A 26,041-nucleotide genomic window follows, 5' to 3' on the forward strand; every position below is an offset into this window, starting at 1 on the left:
GTCGTGCGACGTCGTACGACGCTGACGCCGTACGACAAAGGCCCCACCGCTCATCTGCCCGGTGGGGCCTGCCGTACCGCTTGCGCGACGGGGTCAGCGCACCGCCTTCGGACGGGAGCGGCGGTACAGGACGGCACCGCCCAGGAGGAGGGCCGTGGCGCCCACGACGGCGGGGACCGTCTGGTCCGCTCCGGTCTGGGCGAGGGCGGCCCCGGGCCCGTGCGGCACGTGCGCGGGCGGCGCCGGCCGCGGGTGATGCGCCCGTGGCGTCGGCTTCGGAGCGGGCCGCGTGGTGCGGGGCGGCTGCTTGCCGGGGCCGTTCACCGACTCGTTGCCGATCGCCGCGTTGCCGACGCCGACCACGTTCACGCTGTTACCGCTGACGTTCACCGGGAGGTGAACCGGGAGCTCCACCACATTGCCGGACCCGACGCCCGGCGAATCCTTTCCGCTCCCCTCGGCCGATGCCCCGCCGTGCGACGGGACGCTCTTCTTCTTGGCCCCACCGTCCTCGTTGGTGCACTTGTTGCCCACGGCCGGGTTGAGCAGCCCCACCACGTTCACGGTGTTCCCGCACACGTTCACCGGGACGTGCAGCGGGACCTGAATGGTGTTGCCGGACAGCAGCCCGGGCGAGTCGGCCGCGGAACCGTCCGCCGCGGAATCGGCGTACGCCGGTACCGTCACAGCCATCGCGCCCGAGGCGGCGAAGGCGATCACACCGTTTCGGGTAACCCGTCTCATAGGTTCCCTGCCTTCCAGACTTGGTCACGGGCACTCGCCCGCACCGGATAAAACGCAGACGAACCATTAGAGTTATGGCTTATCGGCCTTTCACCCCATCGAGTGGCACGTTTGTCGAACTAGTGGCAAAAACGCCCGATAGGAATGCAAGGGGCGCAGAGTACGGCAGCCCCGACGATCCCGCTCGGGAGGCGTGCCCTCCAGGGCCCGCTTATCGTGATCGGGACGCCGATTCCCGGTCCGCGAGGGGCGTCCTGGAGGCATCGATGCTGGCCAAGCTGTCAACGCGGCTCACGCTGCGGCGCTGCGCGGTCACCGGCGCGATGGGCCTTGCGCTGGTCGGCACAGGCCTGTCGACGGCCACCGACGACCCCGAGCCCGACCTGACCCGTTTCTACGAGCAAAAGGTTGCCTGGGCCAAGTGTCCGGGCGAGGGGCTGCCGAAGGATCTCCAGTGCGGCAAGGTCACCGTTCCCCTCGACTACGCGCACCCACGCAAGGGCAGCCTCGATCTCGCGCTCGCCCGCTACCGGGCCACCGGCGAGAAGCGGGGCTCGGTGCTGCTCAACTTCGGCGGTCCGGGCGGGCCCGGCGTCCCCGAGTTCATGGCCGGCGGCAAGGACTTCATGGAGCTGACGGACAACTACGACATCGTGACCTTCGATCCGCGCGGTGTCGGCAGGTCCTCCCCGGTCAGCTGCGGGGACGGCGAGGAGAACATCGACATGCCGGACGACGGCAACGAGATCAGCCGTGATCCGCAGGCCGTCCTCGCGCAGTTGAGGAAGGCGGCAGCGGCCTGCGCCCGCCACTCCGGTCCCGTGCTTCCCTACATAGGCACGGTCAACGCCTCGCGCGACATGGACGTGATGCGCCAGGCCCTCGGCGACGACAAGCTCAACTACCTGGGCTTCTCATACGGAACGCGACTGGGCGCGGTCTACGCCGCCCAGTTCCCGGACAAGGTCGGCCGGTTGGTGCTCGACGGCGTGGACACGCTGACCGAGCCGCTGACCGAGCAGGGGGTCGCGGGCGCCCAGGGGCAGCAGAAGGCGCTGGAGGAGTTCATCAACTGGTGTGTGAAGGACATCGCCTGTCCGTTCGGGCAGGACGCGCGCGAGGCACGCAAGCAGGTCGTACAGCTCGTCGACTCGCTGGACGAGGACCCGGTCCCGACGGCCTTCGGCGAGCCGTTCACCGGCCAGGACCTGGTCGGCGCCATCGGACAGGCGCTCTACAGCGAGGAGTTGTGGCCCTCCCTGGAGCGGGCCCTGGCCTCGCTGGTGGAGGACGGCGACACACACGCCATCGAGACCTTCGCGGCCGGCGGTGCCGCCCCCTCGCGCCGGGAGGAGACCGACGACCCCGACGGCGGTCTCGTCGACGAGCAGGACGTCCCCCTCGACAACATGCCCGCGGCACTGATGGCGATCAACTGCGCCGACGACCCCGACCGGCCCACGGGCAAGCAGATCGCGGACAACCTCGACCGGCTGCGCGCCGAGTACGACCGGGCCTCGCCCGTCTTCGGGCCGTACCGGCTCAGCGGGGTGCTGATGTGCTACGGCCGCCCCAAGGGCACGGACTTCATACGCGACGACGTCAAGGACGTCGAGACGCCGAAGATGCTCCTCGTGGGCACCCGGGGCGACCCGGCGACGCCGTACCGCTGGACCGTGGAGACGGCACGGCGGCTCGGTTCCTCCGCGGTGGTCCTGGACAACAAGGGCGGCGGCCACACCGGGTACGCCTCCTCCAAGTGCGTGCACAGCAAGGTCGACGCCTTCCTGCTGTACGGCACGCTGCCGCCCGACGGCAGCTCCTGCGCGCCGGACGACGACGATCGGTAGACCCGGGCAGGGGTGAGGCGATTGCCCCTAATGCCCGATCGGTGAAACGGTCCTATCGTGCTCTTATGGAGCACGCACTCAGTCCCACCACCCTCACCGAGCTGCGGCGCCCGCGCCCTTATCCGGCCGTGTCCGTGCTGACGCCGACGCATCGCCGAGAGCCCTACCGGGCCCAGGACCAGGTCCGGCTGCGCAATGTCGTGGCCGCGGCCAAGAAGCAGCTGGAGGCCGATCCGTCGGTCACCCGTGAGCGACGGGCGGACGTCGGGCGGCAGCTCGACCAGGCCCTCGCCGAGGTCGATCTCACCTACGCCGAGGACGGCTTGGTGATCTTCGCAGCCCCCGGTGAGCACCAGGTGTGGTCGCTCGCCCGTTCCGTGCCCGAGCGCGTGGTGCTCTCGGACACCTTCCTGACCCGCAACCTGGTCTCCGCGCAGGCCGCCGAGCGGCCGTACTGGGTGCTGTCGGTCTCCGCCGACCGCGTCACCCTGTGGAACGGCAGCCTGGACCGCATCACCGAGGCCCGCACGGGCGGCTTCCCGCTGACCCGGCAGGCAGAGAACTTCGACGCCGAGCGTCAGGAGCGGATCGGCGACACACCGAGCACGTTCCGCGACGAGGGCACCCGCCACTTCCTCAAGGACGCCGACTCCGCCCTGAGCGCGATCCTCCGGCGCAATCCGCGGCCGTTGTACGTCACCGGCGAGCAGGCGGCGCTGTCGCTGCTCGACGAGATCGGGGGCGTCGGCAAGCACGCCGTGCACATCCCGCACGGCGGGCTCGCGCACGGCACCCGCGATGCGGTGTGGCAGGCGATCGAGCCACGGATCACCGCCGAGAACCGCACGCACACGGACGCGGTGACACGCGAACTCGTCAACGCCCGTGGCCGCAAGTCGTTCGCGGCCGGTGTGGACGAGGTCTGGCGCAGCGCCCGCGAGGGCCGGATCCGGTTGCTGGCCGTCGAGGAGAACTACCGGGTGACGGTGCGCGGCGAGGACGGCGAGCATCTGATCCCGGCCGGGAGCGACGAACTGGACGCCCGCGAGGACATCGTGGACGAGATCGTCGAGCAGTGCCTGGAGACCGGCGCCGAGGTCCGCTTCGTACCGGACGGCACACTCAGCGACGCCCGTGGGATCGCGGGCGTGCTGCGGTTCTGACGCCGGGGCGGCGAGGGGGCACAGCGGCAGCCCCCTGCCTGCCTCGTCACACTCCGTCGAAGAGCGCGCTCAGACCGCGCTCCACGACCGCCTCCAGATCCTCCTCACCGGCCGCGACGACGGCGTACGTGCGCAGCAGGAACCGGCTGAGAGCGGACGTGTCGAACTGGAGCAGGGCCATGCCGTACGGCGAGTGCAGCTCCACGACCGTCCGCTCCTCGCCGCACGGCCAGATGTGCACGTCACCGTCCCCCGCCGGGCCGCGCAGCCCCGCCTCGAGCAGGCCGCGCGCGAAGGTCCAGGTGGCACCCTGGCCGTCGAGAGAGACCTCGCCCGGGAAGTCGAGGTACACCGCCAGCGGGTCCGTGGACGCGTACCGCAGCTTCGCGGGGACGGGGACCTCGCGCTCCTCGCCGGTGATCAGGCGGGCGCGGGCGGGCTGCTCGAGGGCGATGTCCATGGGCGGTCTCCCCTGCGGGTCGAAAGGCGGACGGTTTTTTGCCGCTGTGCCTTTACGACCCCGCAGACGCCGTTTGCATTACACCGAAGGGCACATCAATTTCGTGAGCTGCATCACACCCACCGAGCACAACCCGCCGACCGACCACCACCGTGGCCCCACCCCTAGAACATCCGGCCGTCGAACACACGAATGAGGGCCGTGCGATCGCCTCAATGGCCCATCAAATCCCGTACGCCACCTAAGACTTGAGACCATCGACGACGTACGCCAATCGCACGACTCAAGCCCTCCGGGAAGACTCTGGCATATGCCACACGCACCACCGCATCGGGTGTTGCCAAATCCCTTACAGGGCGTCGCGGGCTGTGCAACAGTCGTAACCGGTCCTACCGTCAGCCTTGGTCGTACCGTCCCGCATCGGAGTGCGTCATGCCGCCCCATCTCTCTGCGGACCGCCCCGCCGCTCAGCCGCCAGGGCGCGGCTCGGTCGACGCGCTCATATCGCAGGCGCGGCGGCTCAAGGGCGACGTCGACGCCGTACGGCGGGACACTCCGAGCGACGCCTCGGACCCGCAGGAACGATGGCAGCGGGCACTCTACGACCTCGCACTGCACCAGCTCGACGACCTCGACACCCACCTCGGGCAGCTGCAGGAGGGCCCGCCGCTGGTGTCCCCGGCTCCCACGGCCGTGCTCCCCGACCGTGCCGAGCCGCCCGCTCCGCGGCGTGGCTCACTGCTCAGCCGGGTCGGCAGTGCGGAGTGGAACCTGCTGACGGACGAGGCCAGTTGGTCCGGTGAGCTTTACCAGATCCTGGGCCGCGACCCCGCCGCGGCGCCGCTCACCCTCGACGAACTGCCGTCCCTGGTGCTCGACGAGGACCGGCCGAAGCTGACCTCGATGGTCACCGACTGCCTGGTCGACGCCAAACCCATCGACGGGGAGTTCCGGGTCGTCCGCCCGGACGGCGAGGCGCGGACCGTGCACATGATGGGCGAACCCGTGCTCGACTCTGACGGCAGCACCGCCTCGATGTGGGCCGTGCTGCGGGACGTCAGCGAACTGCGCCGATGCCGTAGCGCGGTCAGCGAGACCCGTGACTCGCTCCAGCGCCACCGGCACCAGGCCCAGACCGAGCACCGGATCGCGGTCGAGTTGCAGGAGGCCGTACTGCCGCCGTGGCGCGGCTCCCTGCGACTCCCGCACCAGGGCCCCGAGACGCTCGACCTCGCCGCCCACCAGCTGTCGTCGCCGCCGGGCGCGCTGATCGGCGGCGACTGGTACGACGTGCTCGAACTGGCCGACGGACAGACCCTGTTGAGCGTCGGTGACCTGACCGGCCACGGCGTCGCCGTCGCGTCCGGCATGGCGACCCTGCTCGGCGCCGTACGCGGCATGGCGATGGCCGGCACCCAGCCGGGCCAACTGATGTCCTGGCTCAACCAGTTGCTCGACGCCACCGTCCAGCCGGCCCTGGGCAGCGCCGTCTGCTGTCGCTACCGGCCCGACACCCGCACCCTGACCTGGGCACAGGCCGGACACCCCGCCCCGCTGCTGTTCCGCGACGGGACGGGGCGCAGGCTGAACGCACCGGACGGTGTCCTGCTCGGTGCCACCTCGGGCGCCGTCTACGCGCAGGCCGAGGAGACCCTGGAGGTGGGCGATCTGCTCGTGCTGCACACCGACGGACTGGTGCCGGGGCGCGGCGCGACGGACTCCATGCAGGTGTTGTCGGACCTGGGCCCCCGCCTCGATGGGGCGGGCGCGGCACAGGATTGCCTACGGTTGATCGTGGACGAGTTCGGTGACAGGGAGCGCGAGGACGACGCCTGTGTGCTCGTGGCCAGGGTGACGTCCTAGAGCGTCCGGGATCCGGTCAGCCGCACAGTCCCCCTGTGGCTGTGCGCCGTATCTGCGTGCGCTGTGGCGCTGTCGTTCTACGCCGATGCGCTGCCGCCCGGCTTCCTCGCCTTGGGCAGCGCCAACCTGATCTCCTCCCGCAGTTCGTTGATCCTCGGGTAGCCGGAGTACTCGGCGGTGAGCCGGTACATCTGCCGGAGCCGGTCCCAGGTGCGGCCGGACGAGTTGGAGCCCATCGACATCAGGGCCAGCCGTGCGTAGCGGTCGGCCTGTTCGGGGTCGTCCGCGATGAAGCAGGCGGACGCCATGGACAGATGGTCGAAGATCTTCGACCGCTCCCGCCCGTCGACGCGCAGGGCCAGGGCCTTCTCCGCGTAGTGCTGGGCGTGCGCGGCCGCGGTCGGCTCGAACTCGGCCAGCGTGCGGTAGGCCAGAGCCTGCATGCCGTACAGATCCTCGTCCTTGAAGGTCTGCATCCAGCTCGGTGGCGGCACATCGCTCCGGTCGGAGACGAAGAGGTCCTCCGCCCGGCCGAGGGTGCGGCGCATGGCCTGGCCCTTGCCCATCGACGCCTGCGCCCAGGCCTCGATGGTGTGGAACATGGCCCTGGTGCGCGGCAGCACCTCGTCCCCGGAGCCGGACTGAGCGAGTTTGAGCAGGTCGAGTGCGTCGTCGGGCCGGCCGAGGTGCACCATCTGGCGAGCCGCTCGGGAGAGCGCCTCCCCGGCGCGGGGCCGGTCGCCGCCCTCCCGGGCCGCGTGGGCGGCGATGACGAAGTACTTCTGGGCCGTGGGCTCCAGGCCGACGTCGTGCGACATCCAGCCCGCGAGCACCGCGAGATTGGCGGCGACGCCCCACAGGCGCCGCTGCAGATGATCGGGGTGACGGTAGGCGAGCATGCCGCCCACCTCGTTGAGTTGTCCCACGACCGCTTTGCGCTGCAGCCCGCCACCGCGGGCCGCGTCCCAGGCCCGGAACACCTCGACCGAGCGCTCCAGCTCCTCGATCTCCTGCGATCCGATGGGGGCGGCCTCGTAACGGTCGAACCCAGCGGGGTCGGCGTGCAAGGGGTCGTCGAACTGAGGGGCGTCGGCCTTGAGGGCCGGGTCGGAGTGCAGCCAGTCGTGCATGGCGCCGCTGAGTGCGGATCCCGCGGCGAGCGCGGCACCCGCGCCCACCAAGCCGCGTCGGTTGAGCATGAGGTCCATTCCCGTGAATTCGGTGAGGACCGCAGCAGTCCGCTCGGGCGCCCACGGCACGCCGTCGGGATGCTCCACACTCCCGCCGTCCTGCCGTTTCCCCGTACGCCCGTGCCGGACCAGACCGAGGTCCTCGATGGTCACGACACGGCCGAGACGCTCGGTGAACAGAGCCGCCAGCACCCGCGGCACGGGATCGCGCGGGATCTCTCCCATGTCGATCCACCGCCGCACCCGCGAGGTGTCGGTCGAGAGCTGGGGGTGGCCCATGGCCGCCGCCTGCCGGTTGACCAGCCTCGCGAGTTCGCCCTTGGACCAGCCGGCCAGGCCGAACAGGTCCGCCAGGCGGGTGTTGGGTTCTCCGCTCACATCAAGCCCCCAGGTTCTCGGCTGAGTTGACAGTAGCCCGGTGAGAGTTGCCTCGGGACTATTCGCCAGGGTTCGCCAGGGTGCGCCAGATGGTGTGCCACTGGGCATCGGGTGTCAGGTAGGAACGCGCCACCCCGACCCGGTCGCCCTCCAGCTACGGCTGGTGCATTCCCCAGGGTGCACCCGGGCGGCCGGATCGGGCAGCGCTTTGACGTCGCAGGCACACGAAGGGATCTGTTTCTCCCATGTACGCAGCATCGTCCTCCGTGTCCGCCCCGCCCCGGTCGCTTCGAGCCCGCCCGGCGGGCGGCGGCCCCTACCTCGCCCCCGCGCGGCCGGCGGCGGCCCCCGTGCTCGGCGCGGGCCGGCCGCTGCGCGCCGCGGGGCTCGGCACCCAACCGCTCAGCGGGAGACTCGACTTGTCCGGCCCCCAGGGCGCCCAGTTGCGTACCGCGATCGCGTCGGTGCACCGGATCTGCCCGGAGTTCGCCCCGGTCCAGGTCCTGCGCAGCAGCGGGCGATCCGTGCTCCTGGTCGGCACGACCGGGCGCAGCACGGCCGTCGCCAAGTGTTTACTGGACCACTCGCCCTCCTGGGCCGAACGAATCCGGCACGAAATAGCGGCATACCGCTCGTTCGTCCGGCACCGCCCCCCGGTGCGTGTGCCGAGACTGATCGCGGCGGATCCGGACAACTGCACCCTCGTCATCGAGCGGATGCCGGGCCGGGTGGCGGCCCTTCAGCGGCACCCCCTAGAGGTGCCGCCGCGGGCGGACATCAGGGCGGCACTCGGCGCGATCTGCCGGCTCAACGCGTGGCGGCCCCCCGCGGGCACGTTCGACGCGCCGCTGGAGTACGCCGCCCGCATCTCCCGGTACCACGAGCTGGGACTGCTCACCGACCGGGACATGGGCGATCTGCAGAAACTGCTGCACGGCATCGCGGGCCGCCAGGGCATGGGCCAGTTCTGCCACGGCGACGCACTGCTGTCGAACATCCTGCTCTCACCAGCCGGTCCAGTGCTGGTGGACTGGGAGCACGCGGGCTGGTACCTGCCGGGCTACGACCTGGCGACGCTGTGGTCGGTGCTGGGGGACGCACCGGTGGCCCGGCGGCAGATCAGCCAGATCGCCCAGTCGGCGGGTCCTGCCTCGCGGGACGCGTTCCTGGTGAACCTGATGCTCGTACTGACCCGCGAGATCCGTACCTACGAGACGGCCGTGCAGCGTTCGATGCACGACGTGACCCCGGCGGCATCGGGAGTGGCCCACCCGGGTGCTGCGCCGTCCGGCGAGGAACAGCGGCTGCTGCTGAGGCGGCTGCACGACGACTGCCAGCTGGCCCGGCGGGCCGTTCGTGCGGCGGTCGGCACTCGCTGACGGGGACGGTGGTCCGCGGTGCGCTCAGCGGCGTACCGCGGGCCTTCGTGTGTGCGGCCCATTCGGGTGAGCCGTCGAAGGGCTCATTGGGATACGCCACTGACGCCCCGCAGGCCAGGAGGCCGCCGGCCCGAAACTCCCGGGAATCCCGCTTGACAAGGGAATTCCTCGGCCCCTTGGCATGATTGACGGATCGTCGGACAGCCGGTACCACAGACCCACGCCCGGCCCCGCACGGCTCACCGAGCCCGACCGTCCCAGGAGGCTGCATTGCGTGGATCCGTCACCACCATGGCCGCCGCGACACTTCTGCTGCCGTTGCTCGGCGCGGCCCCGTCCGATGGCCGCGGCGCGGAGAGCGGCCTGCAGTCGGCCTTCACCTCCGCCGCCGCCGAGTACCACGTTCCGCAGAGCGTCCTGCTCGGCGTCTCCTACCTCCAGTCCCGATGGGACTCGCACGGCGGGGCGCCCAGTGTGACCGGCGGCTACGGCCCGATGCACCTCACCGACGCCCGCACCGCGCTCGCCGGGGCCACCCCGCATCACAGCGACGGCTCGGAGGACGCTCGCGGTGACAGCGCCCGCGCGGCGCTGCTCCCGAAGACGAAGCTGCCGGAGCCCGCAGAGTTCCCGGCCCGCCTCACGACGCTGCCGAAGGCGGCCGGACTGACCGGGCTGAACCCCGGGCAGTTGCGTACGGACCCGGCCGCCAACGTGGCCGGTGGCGCCGCGCTGCTCGCCGCCGCCCAGAAGGAGCTGGGCGAGCCCCTGAGTTCCGACCCGGCGGACTGGTACGGCGCGGTGGCCCGCTTCTCGGGCGCCGACGACACCGCCACGGCGACGGCGTACGCGAACGACGTCTACGCCGTGCTGCGCACCGGCCAGGAGCGCCGGACGGACGGCGGCCAGCTGGTGTCCCTCGCGGCCCAGCCGGGTCTGACCCCCGATACCCGGCAGTTGCAGCGGGCGGGGTTGCGCACGCTCGACGCGGCGGAGACCGAGTGCCCGCCGACGGTGTCCTGCGAGTGGATCCCGGCGCCGTACGAGGAGTTCGGGGACGGCGACTACGGCAACCACGACCTGGGCGAGCGTCCCGCCTCCCATGGCATCGACTACATCGTCATCCACGACACGGAGGGCGCCTGGGACGGCGTCCTCAAGATGGTGCAGGACCCGACCTATGTGTCGTGGCAATACACCCTGCGCTCCACGGACGGCCACATCGCCCAGCATGTGAAGGCCAAGGACGTGGCGTGGCACGCGGGCAACTGGTACGTCAACGCCAAGTCGATCGGTCTGGAGCACGAGGGCTTCCTGGCGCGGCCGGACGCCTGGTACACGGAGGCGATGTACCGGTCCTCGGCACGCCTGGTGAGGTATCTCGCGAGGAAGTACGACATCCCGCTGGACCGGCAGCACATCCTGGGCCACGACACCGTGCCGGGCCCGACCGCGTCGACGGTCCGCGGTATGCATACCGACCCGGGCCCGTACTGGGACTGGCGGCACTACTTCGAGCTGCTCGGCCGCCCCTTCGTGCCCTCGGGCGGCCCGCACGGCGGCATGGTGACGATCCGCCCCGACTACGCGGCCAACCGGCCCGAGTACACGGGCTGTGAGTCCGCGGACCAGCCCTGCGCGGTCCACGGTTCGAGCGCTGTACGGCTGTACTCCGGGCCCGGTGAGTCGTATCCGCTGATCAAGGACATCGGGCTGGGCACGACCCCGTCCAAGGGCGTCAACGACCTGTCCTCGCGGGTCTCGACCGGGCAGCAGTACGCGGTCGCGGGGCAAAAGGGCGGCTGGACGGCGATCTGGTACCTGGGCCAGAAGGCGTGGTTCAAGAACACCCGGCATCACCGGACCGCGGTGAACGCGGCAGGCCGGGTGGTGACGCCGAAGGACGGCGTGCAGAGCGTCCCGGTGTACGGCCGCGCCTACCCCGAGGCCTCCGCCTATCCTGCGAACGTACCCGCTCAGACCGTGTCCGCACTGCCGTACACCATGCCGGCCGGCCAGCGGTATGTGGTGGGCGACCAGGTGCCGGGCGAGTACTACTACGCGGTGACCTTCGGCGATGAGTCGCACCGGGTGGTGACCGGCAAGGATCTCTACTACGAGATCCAGTTCGGCCACCGCGTGGGGTTCGTGCGGGCGGCGGATGTGCGGGTGATCCATTCGAGGTCCGAGGACGCTACTCCTGTCTCTCCCAGGTGAGACGTCGCCCGGCCACGGCCTTGAAGGTGAGCTGACCGGCCTCGAACAGGTCGCTGCGTAGGGTGAGTTCGCGGCTGCGTGACGCGGTCACGGCGATACGGGTCGCCCTGCCGTCCGTCCACTCGATGTCGACGCTGGCGCCGCCGCGGGCACGCAGGCCGCGTACCGAGCCGGTCGGCCATGCGGCCGGCAGGGCGGGCAGCACCTCGATGACGTCGTGCTGGCTCTGGAGCAGCATTTCCACGACGCCGGAGGTGGCGCCGAAGTTGCCGTCGATCTGGAACGGCGGGTGGGTGTCCCAGAGGTTGGGCAGGGTCGAGGACTTGAGCTGTTCGCCGAGCATCCGGTGCGCGTGGTCGCCGTCGCGCAGCCGCGCCCAGAAGTTGATTTTCCAGGCCTTGGACCAGCCGGTGCCGCCGTCGCCGCGTGCGGTCAAGGAGACCTTGGCAGCCTGGGCCCATGCGCTGCCGGGTTCGATCTGCCGTCCGGGGTGCAGGGCGAACAGGTGCGAGACATGGCGGTGTGTGTCGGCGGGGTCGTCCAAGTCCTGCTTCCACTCCTGGAGTTGACCCCAGGAGCCGATGCGCAGGCCGGGGTCGAGCCGGTCCAGCGCCGCTTCGACCCTGCGCCGGAAGTCGGGCGCGTCGCCCAGGGTCCGGGCCGCTTCGAGGGTGTTGGTGAACAGGTCGTGGACGATCTGCTGCGACATGGCCGCGCCGGCCGTGAAGTCGCCGTGCTCGGGGGAGTAGCTGGGGGTGACGACGAGGGTTCCGTCCCGCGGGTCGGTGCGCAGGTTGTCGAGCCAGAACTCGGTGGCCTCCTTCATCACCGGGTAGGCGGTGGTGCGCAGATAGTCGGTCGAGCCGCCGAATCTGTAGTGCTCGTACAGCTGTTGGGTGAGCCAGGCCGCCGCCTCGGGGAACCAGAAGGCGGTCGCCCAGTCGTGGACGCCGGTGAAGCCGTACGGGTTGGTCTCGTTGTGCACCACCCAGCCGCGTGAGCCGAACATCTCGCGTGCCGTACGGCGGCCGGGCGCGCGCAGGGCCTCGACGAAACGGTCGTAGGGCGCCGTCGTCTCGGCGAGGTTGGCGGCCTCGGCGGGCCAGTAGTTCATCTGGATGTTGATGTTGGTGTGGTAGTCGGCGGACCACGGGGGCGTGGTGCTGTTGTTCCAGACGCCCTGGAGGTTGGCGGGCAGGGAGCCGGGGCGTGAGGAGGCGATGAGCAGGTAACGGCCGTACTGGAAGTAGAGCGCTTCCAGGGCGCGGTCCGCGGCGCTGGTCCCGGCGGTGTACTCGGCCAGCAGCCGGCCGGTGGGGATGTCCGCGGGGAGAGACTGGCCGATGTCGAGGGCGACTCGGCCGAAGAGAGCGCGGTGATCGCGGACGTGGCGGTCGAGCAGGGTCCGGTAGCGGTCGCCCGCGCCTTGCACGGCACGGCTGACGGCGGCATGCGGATCGGGGCCGCGGTAGTCGGGGTAGGTGTCGGCGTAGTCTGTGCCGGCGGCGAGGACGAACCAGGCGCTGTCCGCCCCGGTCACGGTGACGGTGCCGTCGGTTCCGGAGGTCACGGTGCCGCCCTCAGCGTGCACCCGGACCTGTGCCTCGAAGCGGAGGCCGTTGTCGTCGAGCGCGCCCCGCACGGTGAGGGTGCCGTCGGCTGCCGTGGCGGTGAAGTCGGCGCGCGGCGAGGTGTGGCGGAGGGTGAAGGTGATGCCGGCGGGCCGGTCGGCGCCGAGCCGTCCCACGATCACTCCGTCGGGGTGGGAGGCGAAGAAGTCCCTTTGGTGACGGACGCCTTGGTGGGTGTAGGCGACGGAGGCGACGCCGATGTCGAGGTCGAGCGTGCGACGGTAGTCCGCCGGGGGCGTCGTCGGCGCGTCCGGCAGGTCGAGGTGGAGGTCGCCGAAGGTCTGGTGGGCCCCGTAGCCGATCCTCGGCTGGCCGAGCCGGTCGGCCACCGATTCGGGGTCCAGGGTGGTCGAGGCGTCGAGGTCGTCCTGTACGGCGGTGATCGCGCCGGGGCGGGGTGCGCGCCAGTTGCCGTGGTCGTAGCCCTGGGCGGAGCCGGGGCCGCCGGTCCAGAGGGTCTTCTCGTTGAACTGGAGCCGTTCGGAGGCGAGAGTGCCGAACACCATGGCGCCGAGCGCGCCGTTGCCGATGGGCAGGGCTTCACGTTCCCAGTCGGCCGCCGGGGCGGCGTACCAGAGCACGGACGACTCCGCCGACACATCGGAGGAATCCGCAGCGGCAGTCTCGGCGATCCCGGCACTCAGAGCAAACCCGCCTGCCCCTCCGACCGCTGCCTTCAGTGTGGTCCTTCGAGTGATCCCGTGCGGCTCATACGACATGACCCCTGACGCTAGAGATCCGATGACTCTGCGACAAGGGTCATGACAAGACGAGAAGGGGTTCGTCCGGCTCGCGCCGTGCGGGGGACGATTCAGCCCTGCTGGAAGAGCTCCGCCGGGAGCGGCTTCAGAAGCGCGTAAAGATCGTCCGTGATGGGGCGGTCCCATGCGGCGATGGTGACCAGGACGTTGTCACTGCGGTCGAACTGCACGCAGGAGATCCGGCTCTCGGAGAGCTTCAGGCGGCGCACGATCAGGAGGTTGTCGCCCTGCATGACGGGCACGTCCTCGCTGCCGACGACGGTGACCTCTTCGTCGTTCTCCAGGGCCACCAGCAGCTGCCCGACCTCGAAGGGGATCTCGTCCTCCTCGATCTCCCGGGCCGGGGAGCCCTCGGGCAGATTGCCGATGATCATCGCCGGGCCGCGGCCGCCGAAGAGGTCGTAGCGCAGGAAGACACCCTGGCAGCTGCCGTCGGGGGCGGGCAGCAGCCCGGCGCCCAGATTGCCGGGCCAGTCACCCGGGTCCATGGCCAGTACGTCGAAGTCGGGCCCGGCGGGCGTGGCGCTACGGCGGCGGAGGAACGACATGTCGCCATGGTACGTGGCCGGGCCTGTTACGTGACGTGAGGGCAGGCGTTCGACGACTGCTCCCTCGCTCTTCGGCAAGGGGTGCGGTGACCTGCGGGCGCGGGGTGACCGAGCCGGCGATGACCGCCGGCTCGGCTCCGTTCGCCTCGTCTCGTCAGGTCAGGTCGAACTCGCCCTCCCGCGCACCCGACACGAACGCACCCCACTCGGCGGGTGTGAAGATCAGGGAAGGGCTCTCCGGGCTGCCGCTGTTGCGCATCGCGATGAATCCCTCGACAAAGGCGATCTGGACATCGCCCAGGCCGCGGCTGCTCGAGTGCCAATCGGCGTTGCTGAGGTCCAGCTCCGGCTTGTCCCAGCCCGCGAGCCGCGGCTGCTGCTGGATGGTGCTCTCGGCCACGTCCGTGCTCCTCCCGATTTCGTAGTCCGCGGCCAGCCTAGCGATCGGTTCCGGGTGCCAACAGGCCACGTGAGGGGGACCTTTGCCAAGGCTCCTTCAACACGGTCCGGGAGCGCTCTCAGGCGTCCGGGGGCTCGGAGCCCACGAGCCACATCGAGAAGAACTGCGATCCGCCGCCGTAGGCGTGTCCGAGGGCCTTGCGTGCGCCCTCCACCTGGTGTTCCCCGGCCTGTCCGCGCACCTGAAGTGCCGCTTCGGCGAAGCGGATCATGCCCGAGGCCCCGATGGGGTTGGTGGACAGCACTCCGCCCGACATGTTGACGGGCAGGTCGCCGTCCAGTTCGGTCACCCCGGACTCGGTGAGCTTCCAGCCCTCGCCCTCGGCGGCGAAGCCGAGGTTCTCCAGCCACATGGGCTCGTACCAGGAGAACGGCACGTACATCTCGACGGCGTCGATGTCACGGCGCGGATCGGCGATGCCCGCCTGCCGGTACACATCGGCCGCGCAGTCCTTACCGGCCTGCGGCGACACGAAGTCCTTGCCCGCGAACATGGTCGGCTCGCTGCGCATCGCGCCGCCGAGCATCCAGGCGGGCGGGCGGGGCGCACGGGCGGCTCCCGCGCGGTCGGTGAGGATCATCGCGCAGGCGCCGTCGGAGGAGGGGCAGGTCTCCGAGTAGCGGATCGGGTCCCACAGCATGGGCGAGGACTGGACCTTCTCCAGGGTGATGTCGTGCTCGTGGAGGTGTGCGAAGGGGTTCTTCAGGGCGTTGCGGCGGTCCTTGTACGCCACCAGCGAGCCGACCGTGTCGGGCGCGCCGCTGCGCCGCATGTACGCACGCACGTGCGGGGCGAAGAACCCGCCCGCCCCCGCGAGCAGGGGCTGCTGGAAGGGGATCGGAAGGGACAGTCCCCACATGGCGTTCGACTCGGACTGCTTCTCGAAGGCGAGCGTCAGCACGGTGCCGTGCACGCGGGCCGCGACCAGGTTGGCGGCGACGAGGGCCGTCGATCCGCCGACCGACCCGGCCGTGTGCACCCGGAGCATCGGCTTGCCCACCGCGCCGAGGGCGTCGGCGAGATACAGCTCCGGCATCATCACGCCCTCGAAGAAGTCGGGCGCCTTGCCGATGACCACGGCGTCGATGTCCGCCCAGGTCAGCTCGGCGTCGTCGAGGGCGCCGCGGGCGGCCTCCCGGACGAGCCCGGCGATCGACACGTCCCGGCGCGCGGCGACGTGCTTGGTCTGGCCGATGCCTACGACGGCCACGGGCTCCTTGCTCATCGCGGATCCCCTTCGAGTACGGCGACCAGATTCTGTTGCAGACAGGGACCGGACGTGGCGTGCGCGAGCGCACGGTCGGACTCGACCCGGTGGATGCGGGCGGCGGCCTCTCCGACGCGGATGAGTCCGGCGGCCATGACGGGGTTGGCGGCGAGCGCTCCGCCCGACGGGTTCACGCGCACGCCGTCCCCGAGCTTGAGCGCCTTGCGCAGGACGACCTCCTGCGAGGTGAAGGGCGCGTGCAACTCGGCCGTGTCGACGGGCCGTTCGAAGGCGCCGGCCTTCTCGGCGGCCAGGCGGGTCGAGGGCGAGTCGGTCAGGTCGCGCACGCCGAGACCGTGTGCCTCGATGCGGTGGTCGATGCCGCGGATCCAGGCGGGCCGTTCGCACAGCTCGCGGGCCCGCTCCCCCGCCGCGAGGATCACCGCGGCGGCCCCGTCGCCGATGGGCGGGCAGTCGCCGGTCCGCAGCGGCCGTACGACGTAGTCCCCGTGGGGCACCGAACCCCGCAGCTGGGCATGGGAGTTGGCGGTGGCCTCTTCGCGGCTGCGGGCGGCGACGGCGGCGAGCGCGGGTTCGTCCGTGTCGCCCGCGTCGATGAGGGCCTGGGCCTGGAGGGCGGCCAGGGCGACGGAGTCGGGCCAGAGGGGGGCGACGTAGTAGGGGTCGAGCTGGCGGGTGAGGACGTCGCGCAGGGGGCCGGGCGAGGACTTGCCGTAGGAGTAGACGAGGGCGGTGTCGGCGTCCCCGGTCAGCAGCTTGGTCCACGCCTCGTACAGCGCCCACGCGCCGTCCATCTCAACGTGCGACTCGGAGATCGGCGGCCAGGCGCCGACGCCGTCGAGGGCGAGGGTGAAGGAGAAGGCGCGGCCGGCGAGGTAGTCGCTGGAGCCGGAGCAGGTGAAGCCGATGTCGGCGGTCTTCAGGGCGGTCTGGGCCAGGACCTCGTGCAGAACCGGCATGAGCATCTCCACCTCGGAGAGCTCCGCGCTGGTGCGCCGGTGGTCGGTCTGGGCGAAGGCGACGACGGCGATCTCGCGGTTCACAGCAGCTCCCTGTAGGTGTCGTAGTCCGCGTCCGGCTCGCCCGTGGGCCGGTAGTGGTCGGGATAGCGGGCGCCCTCCGTCCATACCGGTTCGACACGCAGGCCCATGCGCACCTGGTCGTAGGGGATGCCGCCGATCCGGCCGTGCAGGGCGAGGTCGGCGCCGTCGAGGGCGATGTGGGCGTAGACGTACGGCACCTCGATGTCGAGGTTCTTCGCCTTGATGTTGACGATGCAGAAGGTGGTGACTGTGCCGCTGGGACCGACCTCGACCTGTTCCTGTGTGGCCAGGCCACATGTGGGGCACGCACCCCTCGGCGGGACGTACACCTTGCGGCAGGACGGGCAGCGTTCGCCAACGTTGCGCTGTTCGGCGAGAGCGTTGATGTAGGCGGTCTGGGCGCGGCCGGGCGAGTAGGTGTAGTCGAGACGGGCGGCGGCGACGATGCCGGTGACCATGTCCTCGAACTCGCCGGTGTGATCCGCGGGTTCGGCCGAGCCGCCGTCGTCCGGGCCGCCGTCGTAGGGCTCGAAGCAGGCGATGTCCGTGATGGCACCGGTGCGTTCCTCGGCCCAGCGGACGCGGACGCGCATGCCGGTGCGCACGGCGTCGGGGCCGGGGGCGTCGAGAGCGTGCAGGAGGGCGGTGTCGGCGCCGTCGAGGCGGACCAGGACCCAGGCGAAGGGGGTGTCGAGGGGCTGGTCGCGGCGCGGGGCGTGGTTCCAGGCCCAGGTGGTGACCGTGCCGGTGGGGGCGACCTCGACCAGCTCGCGGATCTCCTCGGCCGTGACGGGGTCGTACTCGACGGGTGGGACCAGCGTACGGCCGTCGCCCGTGCGCACCCCGAGCACGACCCGCTCACGCAGTCCGGTGAGGAAGGCGCTCTGCACGGGACCGAGCGAGCGGGTGAAGGGGAACTCGACGACGAGCGGCGCTTTGAGAACTTCGGGCATCCCGCTGATCTCCTTTGGAGGTTGGACGCACGGGCCGGCCACGGCGGTCAGGCTCGCTTGTAGACGGGCGGGCGCTTCTCCGCGAAGGCGCGGGCGCCCTCCTTGGCGTCCGCGGTGTCGAAGACCGGCCAGCCGCGCTTGAGTTCGGCGGCGAGGCCGTCGGTCTCGGTCATCTCGGCCGTGTCGTAGACGGACGCCTTGACGGCCTCGACGGCCAGCGGGCCACAGGCGTTGATCTGTTCGGCGATGGCCAGGGCCTTGTCCAGTGCCATGCCGTCGGGGACGACATGGCCGATCAGGCCGATGTCGGCGGCCTCCTGGGCGCTGTACGGGCGGCCGGTCAGCAGCATCTCCAGGGCGTGGGTGCGCGGGATCTGCCGTTGCAGCCGGACCGTGGAGCCGCCGATCGGGAACAGGCCGCGCTTCACTTCGAAGAGCCCGAAGGTGGCCGACTCGCCCGCGACCCGGATGTCGGTGCCCTGGAGCATCTCGGTGCCGCCCGCGACGCAGTACCCCTCGACGGCGGCGATCACCGGCTTGCGGGGGCGGTGGTGGCGCAGCATCGCCTTCCAGTGCAGATCCGGGTCGGCCTTCAGCCGGTCGCGGTACTGCTCGCCCGTCATGCCCTGGCCGGCCAGGGCCTTGAGATCCATGCCCGCGCAGAACGAGTCGCCCGCGCCGGTGAACACGATCGAGCGCACCGTGTCGTCGGCGTCGGCCTCGAGCCAGCCGTCGTACAGGCCGACGAGCATGGGCAACGAGAGCGCGTTCTTGGCCTCCGGCCTGTTGAGCGTGAGCACCAGTGTGGCGCCTTCGCGCCGCACCGTGAGGTGTTCCGTCCCACCCATGGCCCTTCTCCCCTCTGAAAGAACGAGAACAGGTTGCAGGAGGCGTCGAGGCACTTCAAGGGTTTTCTGACAGGTAGTCAGATTTCTTGTGCGCGGACCCTTCACAGTTGTGCCGCCCTTTGCTCTGATGACCGGCAGCCGGTGGAGTGCGAGGGCGGGAGGAACGGTGGAGTACAACCTTGCCGACCTGTTCGAGTCGGTCGTCGACGCGGTTCCCGACCGCGAGGCGCTGGTGTACGTCGACCATCCGGGTACGGGTGCGGAACGCCGCCTGACGTACGCCGAGCTGGACACGGCGGCCAACCGGATCGCGCATCATCTGCTCGATGGCGGGATACGTCCCGGTGAGCACCTGGGGCTGCACCTCTACAACGGCATCGAGTACCTGCAGACGGTGCTGGGCTGCCTGAAGGCGCGGATCGTCCCCGTCAACGTCAACTACCGTTATGTCGAAGAGGAGTTGGTGTATCTGTACCGGGACGCCGATCTGGTGGCCCTGGTCTTCGAGGCGGAGTTCACGGACCGGGTGGCGGCGGCGCTGCCTCGGGTGGACGGGCTACGGCATCTGGTACGGGTGGGCAGTGTGGCGCCGGGTGCGACCGACGCGCCGGTCGTGCCGGCCGTGTCCTTCGCGGACGCCGAGGCGGCCGGGTCGCCCGAGCGGGGGTTCCCGGCGCGGTCCGGGGACGACCAGTTCATCATCTACACCGGCGGCACCACCGGGATGCCCAAGGGCGTGATGTGGCGCCAGGAGGACCTGTTCTTCTCGGGGCTGGGCGGCGGCGCGCCGACGGGCGAGCCGGTGCAGAAGCCGGAGGAGCTCGCCGAGCGGGTGGCGGCGGGCGGCGACGGGATCACCTTCTTCCCCACCGCTCCGCTGATGCACGGAACGTCCACGCTGACCGCGTTCATCGGCTTCAACTTCGGCCAGCGCATCGTGATCCACCGCAAGTTCTCCCCCGAGGACGTCCTGCGGACGATCGAGAAGGAGAAGGTCACCAGCGTGTCGCTGGTGGGCGACGCGATGCTGCGACCGCTGGTCGACGCGCTGAGCGGCCCCATGAAGGGCACGGACTGCTCGTCGATGTTCAGCGTGTCGTCGTCCGGGGCGATCATGTCGGACACGGTGCGCCGGCAGTTCCAGGAGCTCGTCCCGAACGTGATGCTGCTGAACAACTTCGGCTCCTCGGAATCCGGCTTCAACGGAACGGCGACCGAGGACTCCGGGCCCGAGCGCGGCTTCCGCATCCGCGTCAACGCCCGTACGCAGGTGGTCGATCCGGCCACCCACGAGCCGGTCGCCGTGGGCGAGGTGGGCCGGGTCGCCCAGTGCGGCCATGTGCCGCTCGGCTACTACAACGACCAGGGGAAGACCGCCGAGACCTTCTTCGAGCGGAACGGCGAGCGGTGGGTGCTGCTGGGCGACATGGCCACGGTCGACGAGGACGGCGTCGTCACCGTGCTGGGGCGCGGCTCGCAGTGCATCAACACCGGGGGCGAGAAGGTGTACCCCGAGGAGGTCGAGCAGGCGCTCAAGTCCCACCCCGATGTCTACGACGCGCTCGTGGCAGGGGTGCCGGACGCGAAGTGGGGGCATCACGTGGCGGCGGTGGTGCAGCTGCGCGCCGGCGCGGTCCGGCCGTCGCTGGCCGACATCCAGACGCACTGCCGTTCCCACCTGGCCGGCTACAAGATCCCTCGCCAGCTGGTGGTCACGGACGCGATCCGGCGTTCGCCCAGCGGCAAGGCCGACTACCGGTGGGCGCGTGAGGTGGCCGTGGCGGAGGATCGGTGAATCCCGCACAGGTCTGGTTGAACGTGAGGTGACGTACGGTCGTACTGATGGTGGCAGGCCAGGTCATCGGCCGCTGTTTGCCATGCCATCGCACGACCGCACGGAAGGACCGCTCGGGTGTCGCTCTTCACTCGCTCTCGTCAGCCGCTGGACACCGCTGAGAGCGGGGAGGAAACCGAAGAGAGCCGCACCCAGAAACCCTCCTCCGACAGTGCACCCCCGGGCAGGTTCGGCTGGATCCGCAAGATCGGCGGGTCGGGTCCGTACGGCTGGTTCGACTGGCGGCGCCGCTATCCCCGTACGGCACGCGGCGTCACCGTGGGCACGACCGTTCTGGCCGGCGCGCTGCTGCTCTTCGCGCTTCTCGTGCCCAACCGTCTCGAACGGCTCGGTCCGGAGGCGTTCTTCCGCCTCCCGGCCGAGGGAATCCTGCTCACCGGACTGCTGCTGGCGGTGCCTCCGCGCTCCCGGCGGCTGCTGGCGGTGGCCTCGGGTGCGCTCCTCGGACTGCTCACCGTCCTGAAGTTCGTCGACATGGGCTTCTACTCGGTGCTGGCCCGTCCCTTCGACCTGGTCCTGGACTGGATCCTGCTGGACGACGCGGCGGAGTTCGTCCGGGAGTCCTTCGGTCGTACCGGACAGGTGCTGGCCATGGCCGGGGTCATCGTCCTGTTCGTCGCGGTGCTCGTCCTGATGACGCTGGCGATGGTCCGCGTGACGAACCTGATGGTCGGCCATCGCCAGGTCGCCACCCGCACGACGCTGATCCTCGGCACCGCGTGGATCACGTCCATGACCCTGGGCATCCAGGTCGGCGGAGTCCCGCTGGCCACCAAGGGCAACGCCGAGTTCGTGAACAATCGCGTCGACCAGGTGCGGGCGGGCCTCAAGGACGGGCGGATCTTCGAGAAGCAGGCTGCCGTCGACGCCTTCGCGAAGACGCCGCCGGACCAGCTGCTGACGGGGCTGCGCGGCAAGGACGTGCTGTTCACGTTCATCGAGAGCTACGGCCGGGTCGCGATCGACGACCCCGCGATGGCGCCGCAGATCGACGCGGCGCTCAAGGAGGGGACGAGCTCGCTCAAGGCGGCCGGGTTCGAGTCGCGCAGCGCCTGGCTGAAGTCACCGGTGACGGGTGCGGGCAGCTGGCTCGCCCACTCCACGTTCCTCTCCGGTCTCTGGATCAAGAACCAGCAGCGGTACCGGAGTCTGACGACCAGCGACCGCGCCACACTGAACAGCTACTTCCGCAAGACGGGCGCGTGGCGCACGGTAGGCGTCGTGCCGGGGGTGCGGCGGGCCTGGCCGGAGGGCAGGTTCTTCGCGCTCGACCACATCTACGACTCCGAGCACCTGGGCTACCAAGGCCCGTATTTCAGCTGGACGCCCGTGCCGGACCAGTTCAGCCTGGAGGCCTTCCAGCGCCTTGAGCACGGCAAGAAGGACCGCAAGCCGATCATGGCGGAGATCATCCTGGCCTCCAGCCACAATCCTTGGTCCCCCATCGCCCGCATGATCGACTGGGACGACCTCGGCGACGGCTCGGTCTTCCACGGGATCAAGAAGGAGGGGACCGACCCCAAGGAGGTCTGGCAGGACCCGGAGCGCGTGCGCACCGAGTACCGCCGCGCCATCGAGTACTCGCTGCACAGCCTCACCGAGTGGGTCGAACGCTACGGCACCGACGACACGGTCCTGGTCTTCCTCGGCGACCACCAGCCGGTCCCCACGGTCACCGCCGGCAGCACCAGCAAGGACGTCCCGGTCACGATCGTCGCCCGTGACCCGAAGGTCCTCGACCGGATCGCCGACTGGCACTGGACCGACGGCCTCAAGCCCGCCGAGAACGCCCCCACCTGGGGCATGGACCGCTTCCGGGACCGCTTCATGACGGCGTACGGGCCACAAGGGGACTGAGCGGCGGACGGCTGGGCCGTTCGGGTGTCGCGCGGATGGCGAGGCCCGTCCGGCGTAGCAGCACGCGACGGCGCACGGGTGGCGTAACTACGGTCGCAACGAGGGGCCCCAGTGACCTCAGGACCGAAAGGCGCACCCGTGAACCGACGCGTCCATGCGATATGCACGACCGCGATCACCGTTCTCGTCCTCACCGGCCCGGCGGCCCACGCGGCACCCGCCGGGGACGACCTGGACTGCCGCGACTTCACCTTCCAGGAAGACGCACAGGCGGAGTTCAACCGAGACCCCGGCGACCCCAACCGTCTGGACCGGGACCACGGCGCGGACGACGGTGTCGCCTGTGAGGTCCTGCCCCATCGCGGCGGCTTCGTCTCGTCCTTCCCCACGCAGTCGCCCATTCCCACGCTGTCCCCCCTTCCCACGCGCTCGGTCCTGCCCACTCAGGGGGTCAGGGGCGGGATGGGCGGCAGCTCGGGGCCGGCGGACTTCGAAGTGGCCCTGGGAGCCGGCCTGGCCGTGGGCGCGCTGGCGCTGACCGCCGGTTTCGTGGTGTACCGGCGCCGGCTCAACCGCTGACCGTGTAAGCGCCTCGGCGCGTCGTCATGTGTGCGGTTGCCGCGGTGATGGGCGAACGGCTGCCGCTGGCGCACTGACATGCGTACGGCCGGGAGCCTCAACTCCCGGCCGTAACGGGCATCCTGTGCACCCCCGCTCAGGACCGGCCGAGCACGTCCCGACCGTCCACCGTGTCGTACGCCGCGTCCGCCGCCGGCTCGGCCAGGGTCTCGCTCCCGCTCTCGACGGCCGCGACGCCCGTCGACGCGGCCCCACCCGCACGCCGCCGCGTCAGCAGCGTCGCCAGCGGTTCGGTGTAGCGGGCGGTGAGCGGGCCCACGATGACCAGGATCAGTACGTAGGCGGTGGCCAGCGGGCCCAGGGACGGCTCGATGCCCGCGGTGACGGCGAGCCCGGCGATGACGATGGAGAACTCGCCGCGGGCGACCAGCGTTCCACCGGCCCGCCAGCGGCCCTTGGCTGAGATACCGGCCCGCTTGGCCGCCCAGTAGCCCGTGGCGATCTTGGTGAACGCCGTGACGACGGCCAGGGCGAGCGCGGGCAGCAGGACCGGGGGGATGCTCGCGGGATCGGTGTGCAGCCCGAAGAAGACGAAGAACACCGCGGCGAACAGGTCCCGCAGCGGCGCCAGCAGGTTGTGCGCACCTTCCGCCACCTCGCCGGAGAGCGCGATGCCGACCAGGAACGCGCCGACGGCGGCCGATACCTGGAGCTGCTGGGCGACCCCGGCCACGACCAGGGTCAGCCCCAGCACGACCAGCAGCAGCTTCTCGGGGTCGTCGCTGGAGACGAACCGCGAGATGTGGCGGCCGTAGCGGACCGCGAGGAGGAGGACCAGCCCGGCGACGCCGAGCGCGATGGCGAGGGTGACACTGCCCGCCGCGAGACCGGCGCCGGCCAGCAGGGCGGTGACGATCGGCAGGTAGACGGCCATGGAGAGGTCCTCGAGGACGAGGATGCTCAGCACGACGGGGGTCTCGCGGTTGCCGAGCCGTCCGAGGTCGCCGAGGACCTTCGCGATGACGCCGGACGACGATATCCAGGTGACGCCCGCCAGTACGACGGCGGCGACCGGGCCCCAGCCGAGCAGCAGGGCCATGGCGGCGCCCGGCAGCGCGTTGAGCGCGGCGTCGACCAGTCCGGCCGGGTACTGCGTCTTGAGGTTGGAGACGAGGTCGCTGGCCGTGTACTCGAGGCCGAGCATCAGCAGCAGCAGGATGACCCCGATCTCGGCGCCGATGGCGACGAACTCCTCGCTGGTGCCCAGCGGAAGAAGTCCGCCCTCGCCGAAGGCGAGCCCGGCCAGCAGATAGAGGGGTATCGGCGAGAACTGGAACCGCCCGGCGAACCGGCCCAGCAGTCCCAGACCGAGGATGATCGCGCCGAACTCGATGAGGAAGACCGCGGAGGAGTGCATCGCGGCTCACACCCGCCCGAGTATCTCGGCGGCCGAATCGACGCCCTCGCGCGTGCCGATCACGATCAGGGTGTCCCCGCCGGCCAGCCGGAAGTCCGGGGCGGGAGACGGGATGGCCTCTGCGCGGCGCAGGACGGCCACGATGGACACGCCGGTCTCGGTGCGCATCCGGGTCTCCCCCAGCAGCCGTCCGTTCCAGTGCGAGGTGGCGGACAGCTCGACGCGCTCGGCGACGAGGCCCAGTTCGGTGGTGGACAGCAGGTTCGGGCTGTGGTGCGCCGGCATCAACGCGTCGATCAGTGTGGTCGCTTCGGCGGAACTGAGCCTCACCGACAGCGCGCACGCGTCGGGATCGTCCTGGCGGTAGGCGCTCAGCGTCCGCGAGCCGTCCCGGTGGGCGACCACGGACAGGCGGCGTTGTTCGCGGGTGGTGAGGTCGTAGCGGACTCCGATGCCGGGCAACGGCGTACTGCTCAGGCGTGGCGCGCCCATAGCTGTCCCCCCTCGTTCAGGTGTCTCGTCCAGCACTCTTTGACGAAACTTTAACGACCCATGGGTATCCGGGCCGAACTCAGCCCGCCCGTCGGCCACTCCCGTCCAGGAAGGCGCGGACACGCCGTACGAACCATTCCGCGTCGTCGAGCCATGGGAAGTGCCCGGCGCCGGGCTGCACGGCGAACTCGGCGTTCGTGAAGACGTCCGCGGTGCGGCGGGCGAGTTCGGGGGCGGGTGCTCCGTCGAGTTGGCCCGCGAGGACGAGTACCGGGGCGGCGAGCCGGGAGAGTTCGGAGCGCGTCGTGGGCGGGTCGTAGGCGCCGTCGGAACCGTAGATGCCGGCCGCCTCTTCGTTGGTCTCGTCGTCGCCGCGCGCGTCGTGGTCCTTGGCCGCGTCGTCCCAACGCCCGTAGAAGAAGGGCGCGAACACGGGGTCGAAGTCACCGGCCCCGGCCAGCCAGGTCTCGAACGCCGGAAACGCCTGCTCGAACCACGGCTCGCCCTCGCGCAACCGAGCGGCGGCCAAGCGGTCCTCGGCCGTGGGCGGCGTCCCCAGGGCCCATGGCGTCGCGGTCACGAGCGCCAGCCGCGCCACCCGCTGCGGATACCGGGCGGCGTACAACATGGCGAGGCTCCCGCCTGCCGAGTGCGCGAGCACATCCATGTGGTCCAGCCCTATGTGGTCGCGCAATATCTCGACGTCGTCCACCAGGTGGTCGCAGCGATAGGTGGCCGGGTCGGCGGGCACGGCCGATCCCCCGGTGCCGCGCAGGTCGAGCAGCACCAGTTGCCGGTGCGCCGACAGTCCGCCCAGGTCTCCCAGGTAGCCCGAGGCCCGCATCGGCCCGCCGGGCAGGACGACGAGCGGTTCGCCCACGCCCCGCAGGTGGTAGGTGATCTCGGTACCGTCGCAGGCGCGGAAGGTCGGCATGGTCCTGATCTTGTCCGTCGGCCCGCCCGTCCCGCAACGGGGCAGGTCACAGGCCCGCGAACGCCGTGACCCCGAGCCTCACCGGCAGAAAGTGCGCCCTGCCCCCTTGCCCGATCAACCACCTCCTGGATTACTGATCCCAACACCCGGACCGAATGATCGGTCGCCCGGATTGACGCGGTTGGCGAGGG

At 70.6% G+C, this 26,041-nt stretch carries 21 protein-coding genes; 8 read left to right on the plus strand and 13 right to left on the minus strand.

Annotation, left to right across the window (positions count from 1 at the left end):
* Positions 1-93: 93 nt before the first annotated feature.
* Positions 94-744 carry a chaplin family protein gene (locus ACFQ6S_RS09375; RefSeq protein WP_383405445.1) on the minus strand — a complete coding sequence of 217 codons (651 nt, stop codon included), beginning with the start codon at positions 742-744 and terminating at the stop codon, positions 94-96.
* A gap of 266 nt (positions 745-1,010) precedes the next feature.
* Here ACFQ6S_RS09375 and ACFQ6S_RS09380 point away from each other — a divergent pair, with 266 nt between their 5' ends.
* Both ACFQ6S_RS09380 and ACFQ6S_RS09385 read left to right on the plus strand, forming a co-directional pair.
* A complete protein-coding gene (locus tag ACFQ6S_RS09380; protein ID WP_383405447.1) occupies positions 1,011-2,594 on the plus strand; it encodes an alpha/beta hydrolase in 1,584 nt (527 codons plus the stop codon).
* Between the two features lie 65 nt (positions 2,595-2,659).
* Entirely contained in the window at positions 2,660-3,757 is a 1,098-nt protein-coding gene (locus ACFQ6S_RS09385) for a chemotaxis protein (RefSeq protein WP_383405449.1), read from the plus strand.
* Between the two features lie 46 nt (positions 3,758-3,803).
* Here ACFQ6S_RS09385 and ACFQ6S_RS09390 read toward each other — a convergent pair whose 3' ends face one another.
* Positions 3,804-4,217, minus strand: coding sequence for an SsgA family sporulation/cell division regulator (locus tag ACFQ6S_RS09390; RefSeq protein ID WP_383405451.1), 414 nt, complete (start codon positions 4,215-4,217; stop codon positions 3,804-3,806).
* Between the two features lie 432 nt (positions 4,218-4,649).
* Here ACFQ6S_RS09390 and ACFQ6S_RS09395 point away from each other — a divergent pair, with 432 nt between their 5' ends.
* Positions 4,650-6,080: a PP2C family protein-serine/threonine phosphatase gene (locus ACFQ6S_RS09395; protein ID WP_383405453.1), complete on the plus strand. Its 1,431-nt coding sequence runs from the start codon at positions 4,650-4,652 to the stop codon at positions 6,078-6,080.
* Between the two features lie 77 nt (positions 6,081-6,157).
* On the opposite strand, the gene ACFQ6S_RS09400 is transcribed toward ACFQ6S_RS09395, so the two are convergent.
* On the minus strand, positions 6,158-7,648 hold the full coding sequence (locus ACFQ6S_RS09400; RefSeq protein ID WP_383405455.1) for a hypothetical protein: 1,491 nt from the start codon (positions 7,646-7,648) through the stop codon (positions 6,158-6,160).
* 245 nt (positions 7,649-7,893) lie between these two features.
* Between ACFQ6S_RS09400 and ACFQ6S_RS09405 the strand changes: the two genes are divergently transcribed.
* Entirely contained in the window at positions 7,894-9,027 is a 1,134-nt protein-coding gene (locus ACFQ6S_RS09405; protein WP_383405457.1) for an aminoglycoside phosphotransferase family protein, read from the plus strand.
* A 291-nt stretch (positions 9,028-9,318) separates the two neighbouring features.
* Positions 9,319-11,244 carry an N-acetylmuramoyl-L-alanine amidase gene (locus ACFQ6S_RS09410; RefSeq protein ID WP_383406521.1) on the plus strand — a complete coding sequence of 642 codons (1,926 nt, stop codon included), beginning with the start codon at positions 9,319-9,321 and terminating at the stop codon, positions 11,242-11,244.
* Here ACFQ6S_RS09410 and ACFQ6S_RS09415 read toward each other — a convergent pair.
* The 7 genes from ACFQ6S_RS09415 to ACFQ6S_RS09445 form a co-directional block, all read right to left on the minus strand.
* Positions 11,222-13,456 (minus strand): glycoside hydrolase N-terminal domain-containing protein, encoded by a 2,235-nt coding sequence (locus ACFQ6S_RS09415; RefSeq protein WP_383405459.1) that lies wholly within the window; start codon positions 13,454-13,456, stop codon positions 11,222-11,224. The genes ACFQ6S_RS09410 and ACFQ6S_RS09415 overlap by 23 nt on opposite strands.
* Positions 13,457-13,686: 230 nt before the next feature.
* Positions 13,687-14,184, minus strand: a complete 498-nt coding sequence (locus ACFQ6S_RS09420) for a hypothetical protein (protein WP_383405461.1) — start codon at positions 14,182-14,184, stop codon at positions 13,687-13,689.
* 154 nt (positions 14,185-14,338) lie between these two features.
* Positions 14,339-14,584: a DUF397 domain-containing protein gene (locus ACFQ6S_RS09425; RefSeq protein WP_383405462.1), complete on the minus strand. Its 246-nt coding sequence runs from the start codon at positions 14,582-14,584 to the stop codon at positions 14,339-14,341.
* 118 nt (positions 14,585-14,702) lie between these two features.
* Positions 14,703-15,869 (minus strand): thiolase domain-containing protein, encoded by a 1,167-nt coding sequence (locus ACFQ6S_RS09430; protein ID WP_383405464.1) that lies wholly within the window; start codon positions 15,867-15,869, stop codon positions 14,703-14,705.
* On the minus strand, positions 15,866-16,915 hold the full coding sequence (locus tag ACFQ6S_RS09435) for a thiolase domain-containing protein (RefSeq protein WP_383405466.1): 1,050 nt from the start codon (positions 16,913-16,915) through the stop codon (positions 15,866-15,868). The genes ACFQ6S_RS09430 and ACFQ6S_RS09435 overlap by 4 nt, the downstream gene beginning before the upstream one ends.
* A complete protein-coding gene (locus tag ACFQ6S_RS09440) occupies positions 16,912-17,868 on the minus strand; it encodes a Zn-ribbon domain-containing OB-fold protein (protein ID WP_383405468.1) in 957 nt (318 codons plus the stop codon). Before ACFQ6S_RS09440 ends, ACFQ6S_RS09435 begins: the two co-directional genes overlap by 4 nt.
* A 47-nt stretch (positions 17,869-17,915) precedes the next feature.
* Positions 17,916-18,716: a crotonase/enoyl-CoA hydratase family protein gene (locus tag ACFQ6S_RS09445; protein WP_383405470.1), complete on the minus strand. Its 801-nt coding sequence runs from the start codon at positions 18,714-18,716 to the stop codon at positions 17,916-17,918.
* A 166-nt stretch (positions 18,717-18,882) separates the two neighbouring features.
* Between ACFQ6S_RS09445 and ACFQ6S_RS09450 the strand changes: the two genes are divergently transcribed.
* The 3 genes from ACFQ6S_RS09450 (at position 18,883) to ACFQ6S_RS09460 (ending at position 23,007) form a co-directional block, all read left to right on the plus strand.
* Positions 18,883-20,511, plus strand: a complete 1,629-nt coding sequence (locus ACFQ6S_RS09450; protein ID WP_383405472.1) for an acyl-CoA synthetase — start codon at positions 18,883-18,885, stop codon at positions 20,509-20,511.
* 117 nt (positions 20,512-20,628) lie between these two features.
* Positions 20,629-22,428, plus strand: coding sequence for a sulfatase (locus ACFQ6S_RS09455; RefSeq protein ID WP_383405474.1), 1,800 nt, complete (start codon positions 20,629-20,631; stop codon positions 22,426-22,428).
* A gap of 138 nt (positions 22,429-22,566) precedes the next feature.
* Complete coding sequence (locus tag ACFQ6S_RS09460; RefSeq protein ID WP_383405476.1) at positions 22,567-23,007, plus strand: hypothetical protein; 441 nt, start codon at positions 22,567-22,569, stop codon at positions 23,005-23,007.
* A 136-nt stretch (positions 23,008-23,143) separates the two neighbouring features.
* Here the strand turns inward: ACFQ6S_RS09460 and ACFQ6S_RS09465 are convergent, their stop codons facing one another.
* The 3 genes from ACFQ6S_RS09465 to ACFQ6S_RS09475 all read right to left on the minus strand — a co-directional run bounded on the left by ACFQ6S_RS09465 (position 23,144) and on the right by ACFQ6S_RS09475 (position 25,850).
* Positions 23,144-24,424, minus strand: a complete 1,281-nt coding sequence (locus tag ACFQ6S_RS09465; protein ID WP_383405477.1) for a cation:proton antiporter — start codon at positions 24,422-24,424, stop codon at positions 23,144-23,146.
* A gap of 6 nt (positions 24,425-24,430) precedes the next feature.
* Complete coding sequence (locus tag ACFQ6S_RS09470; RefSeq protein ID WP_383405479.1) at positions 24,431-24,916, minus strand: cation:proton antiporter regulatory subunit; 486 nt, start codon at positions 24,914-24,916, stop codon at positions 24,431-24,433.
* 79 nt (positions 24,917-24,995) lie between these two features.
* Complete coding sequence (locus ACFQ6S_RS09475) at positions 24,996-25,850, minus strand: alpha/beta fold hydrolase (RefSeq protein WP_383405481.1); 855 nt, start codon at positions 25,848-25,850, stop codon at positions 24,996-24,998.
* Positions 25,851-26,041 lie beyond the last annotated feature (191 nt).

Origin of the sequence: Streptomyces sp. NPDC056479 (genome assembly GCF_042795335.1) — a bacterium.
Lineage (GTDB): Bacteria > Actinomycetota > Actinomycetes > Streptomycetales > Streptomycetaceae > Streptomyces.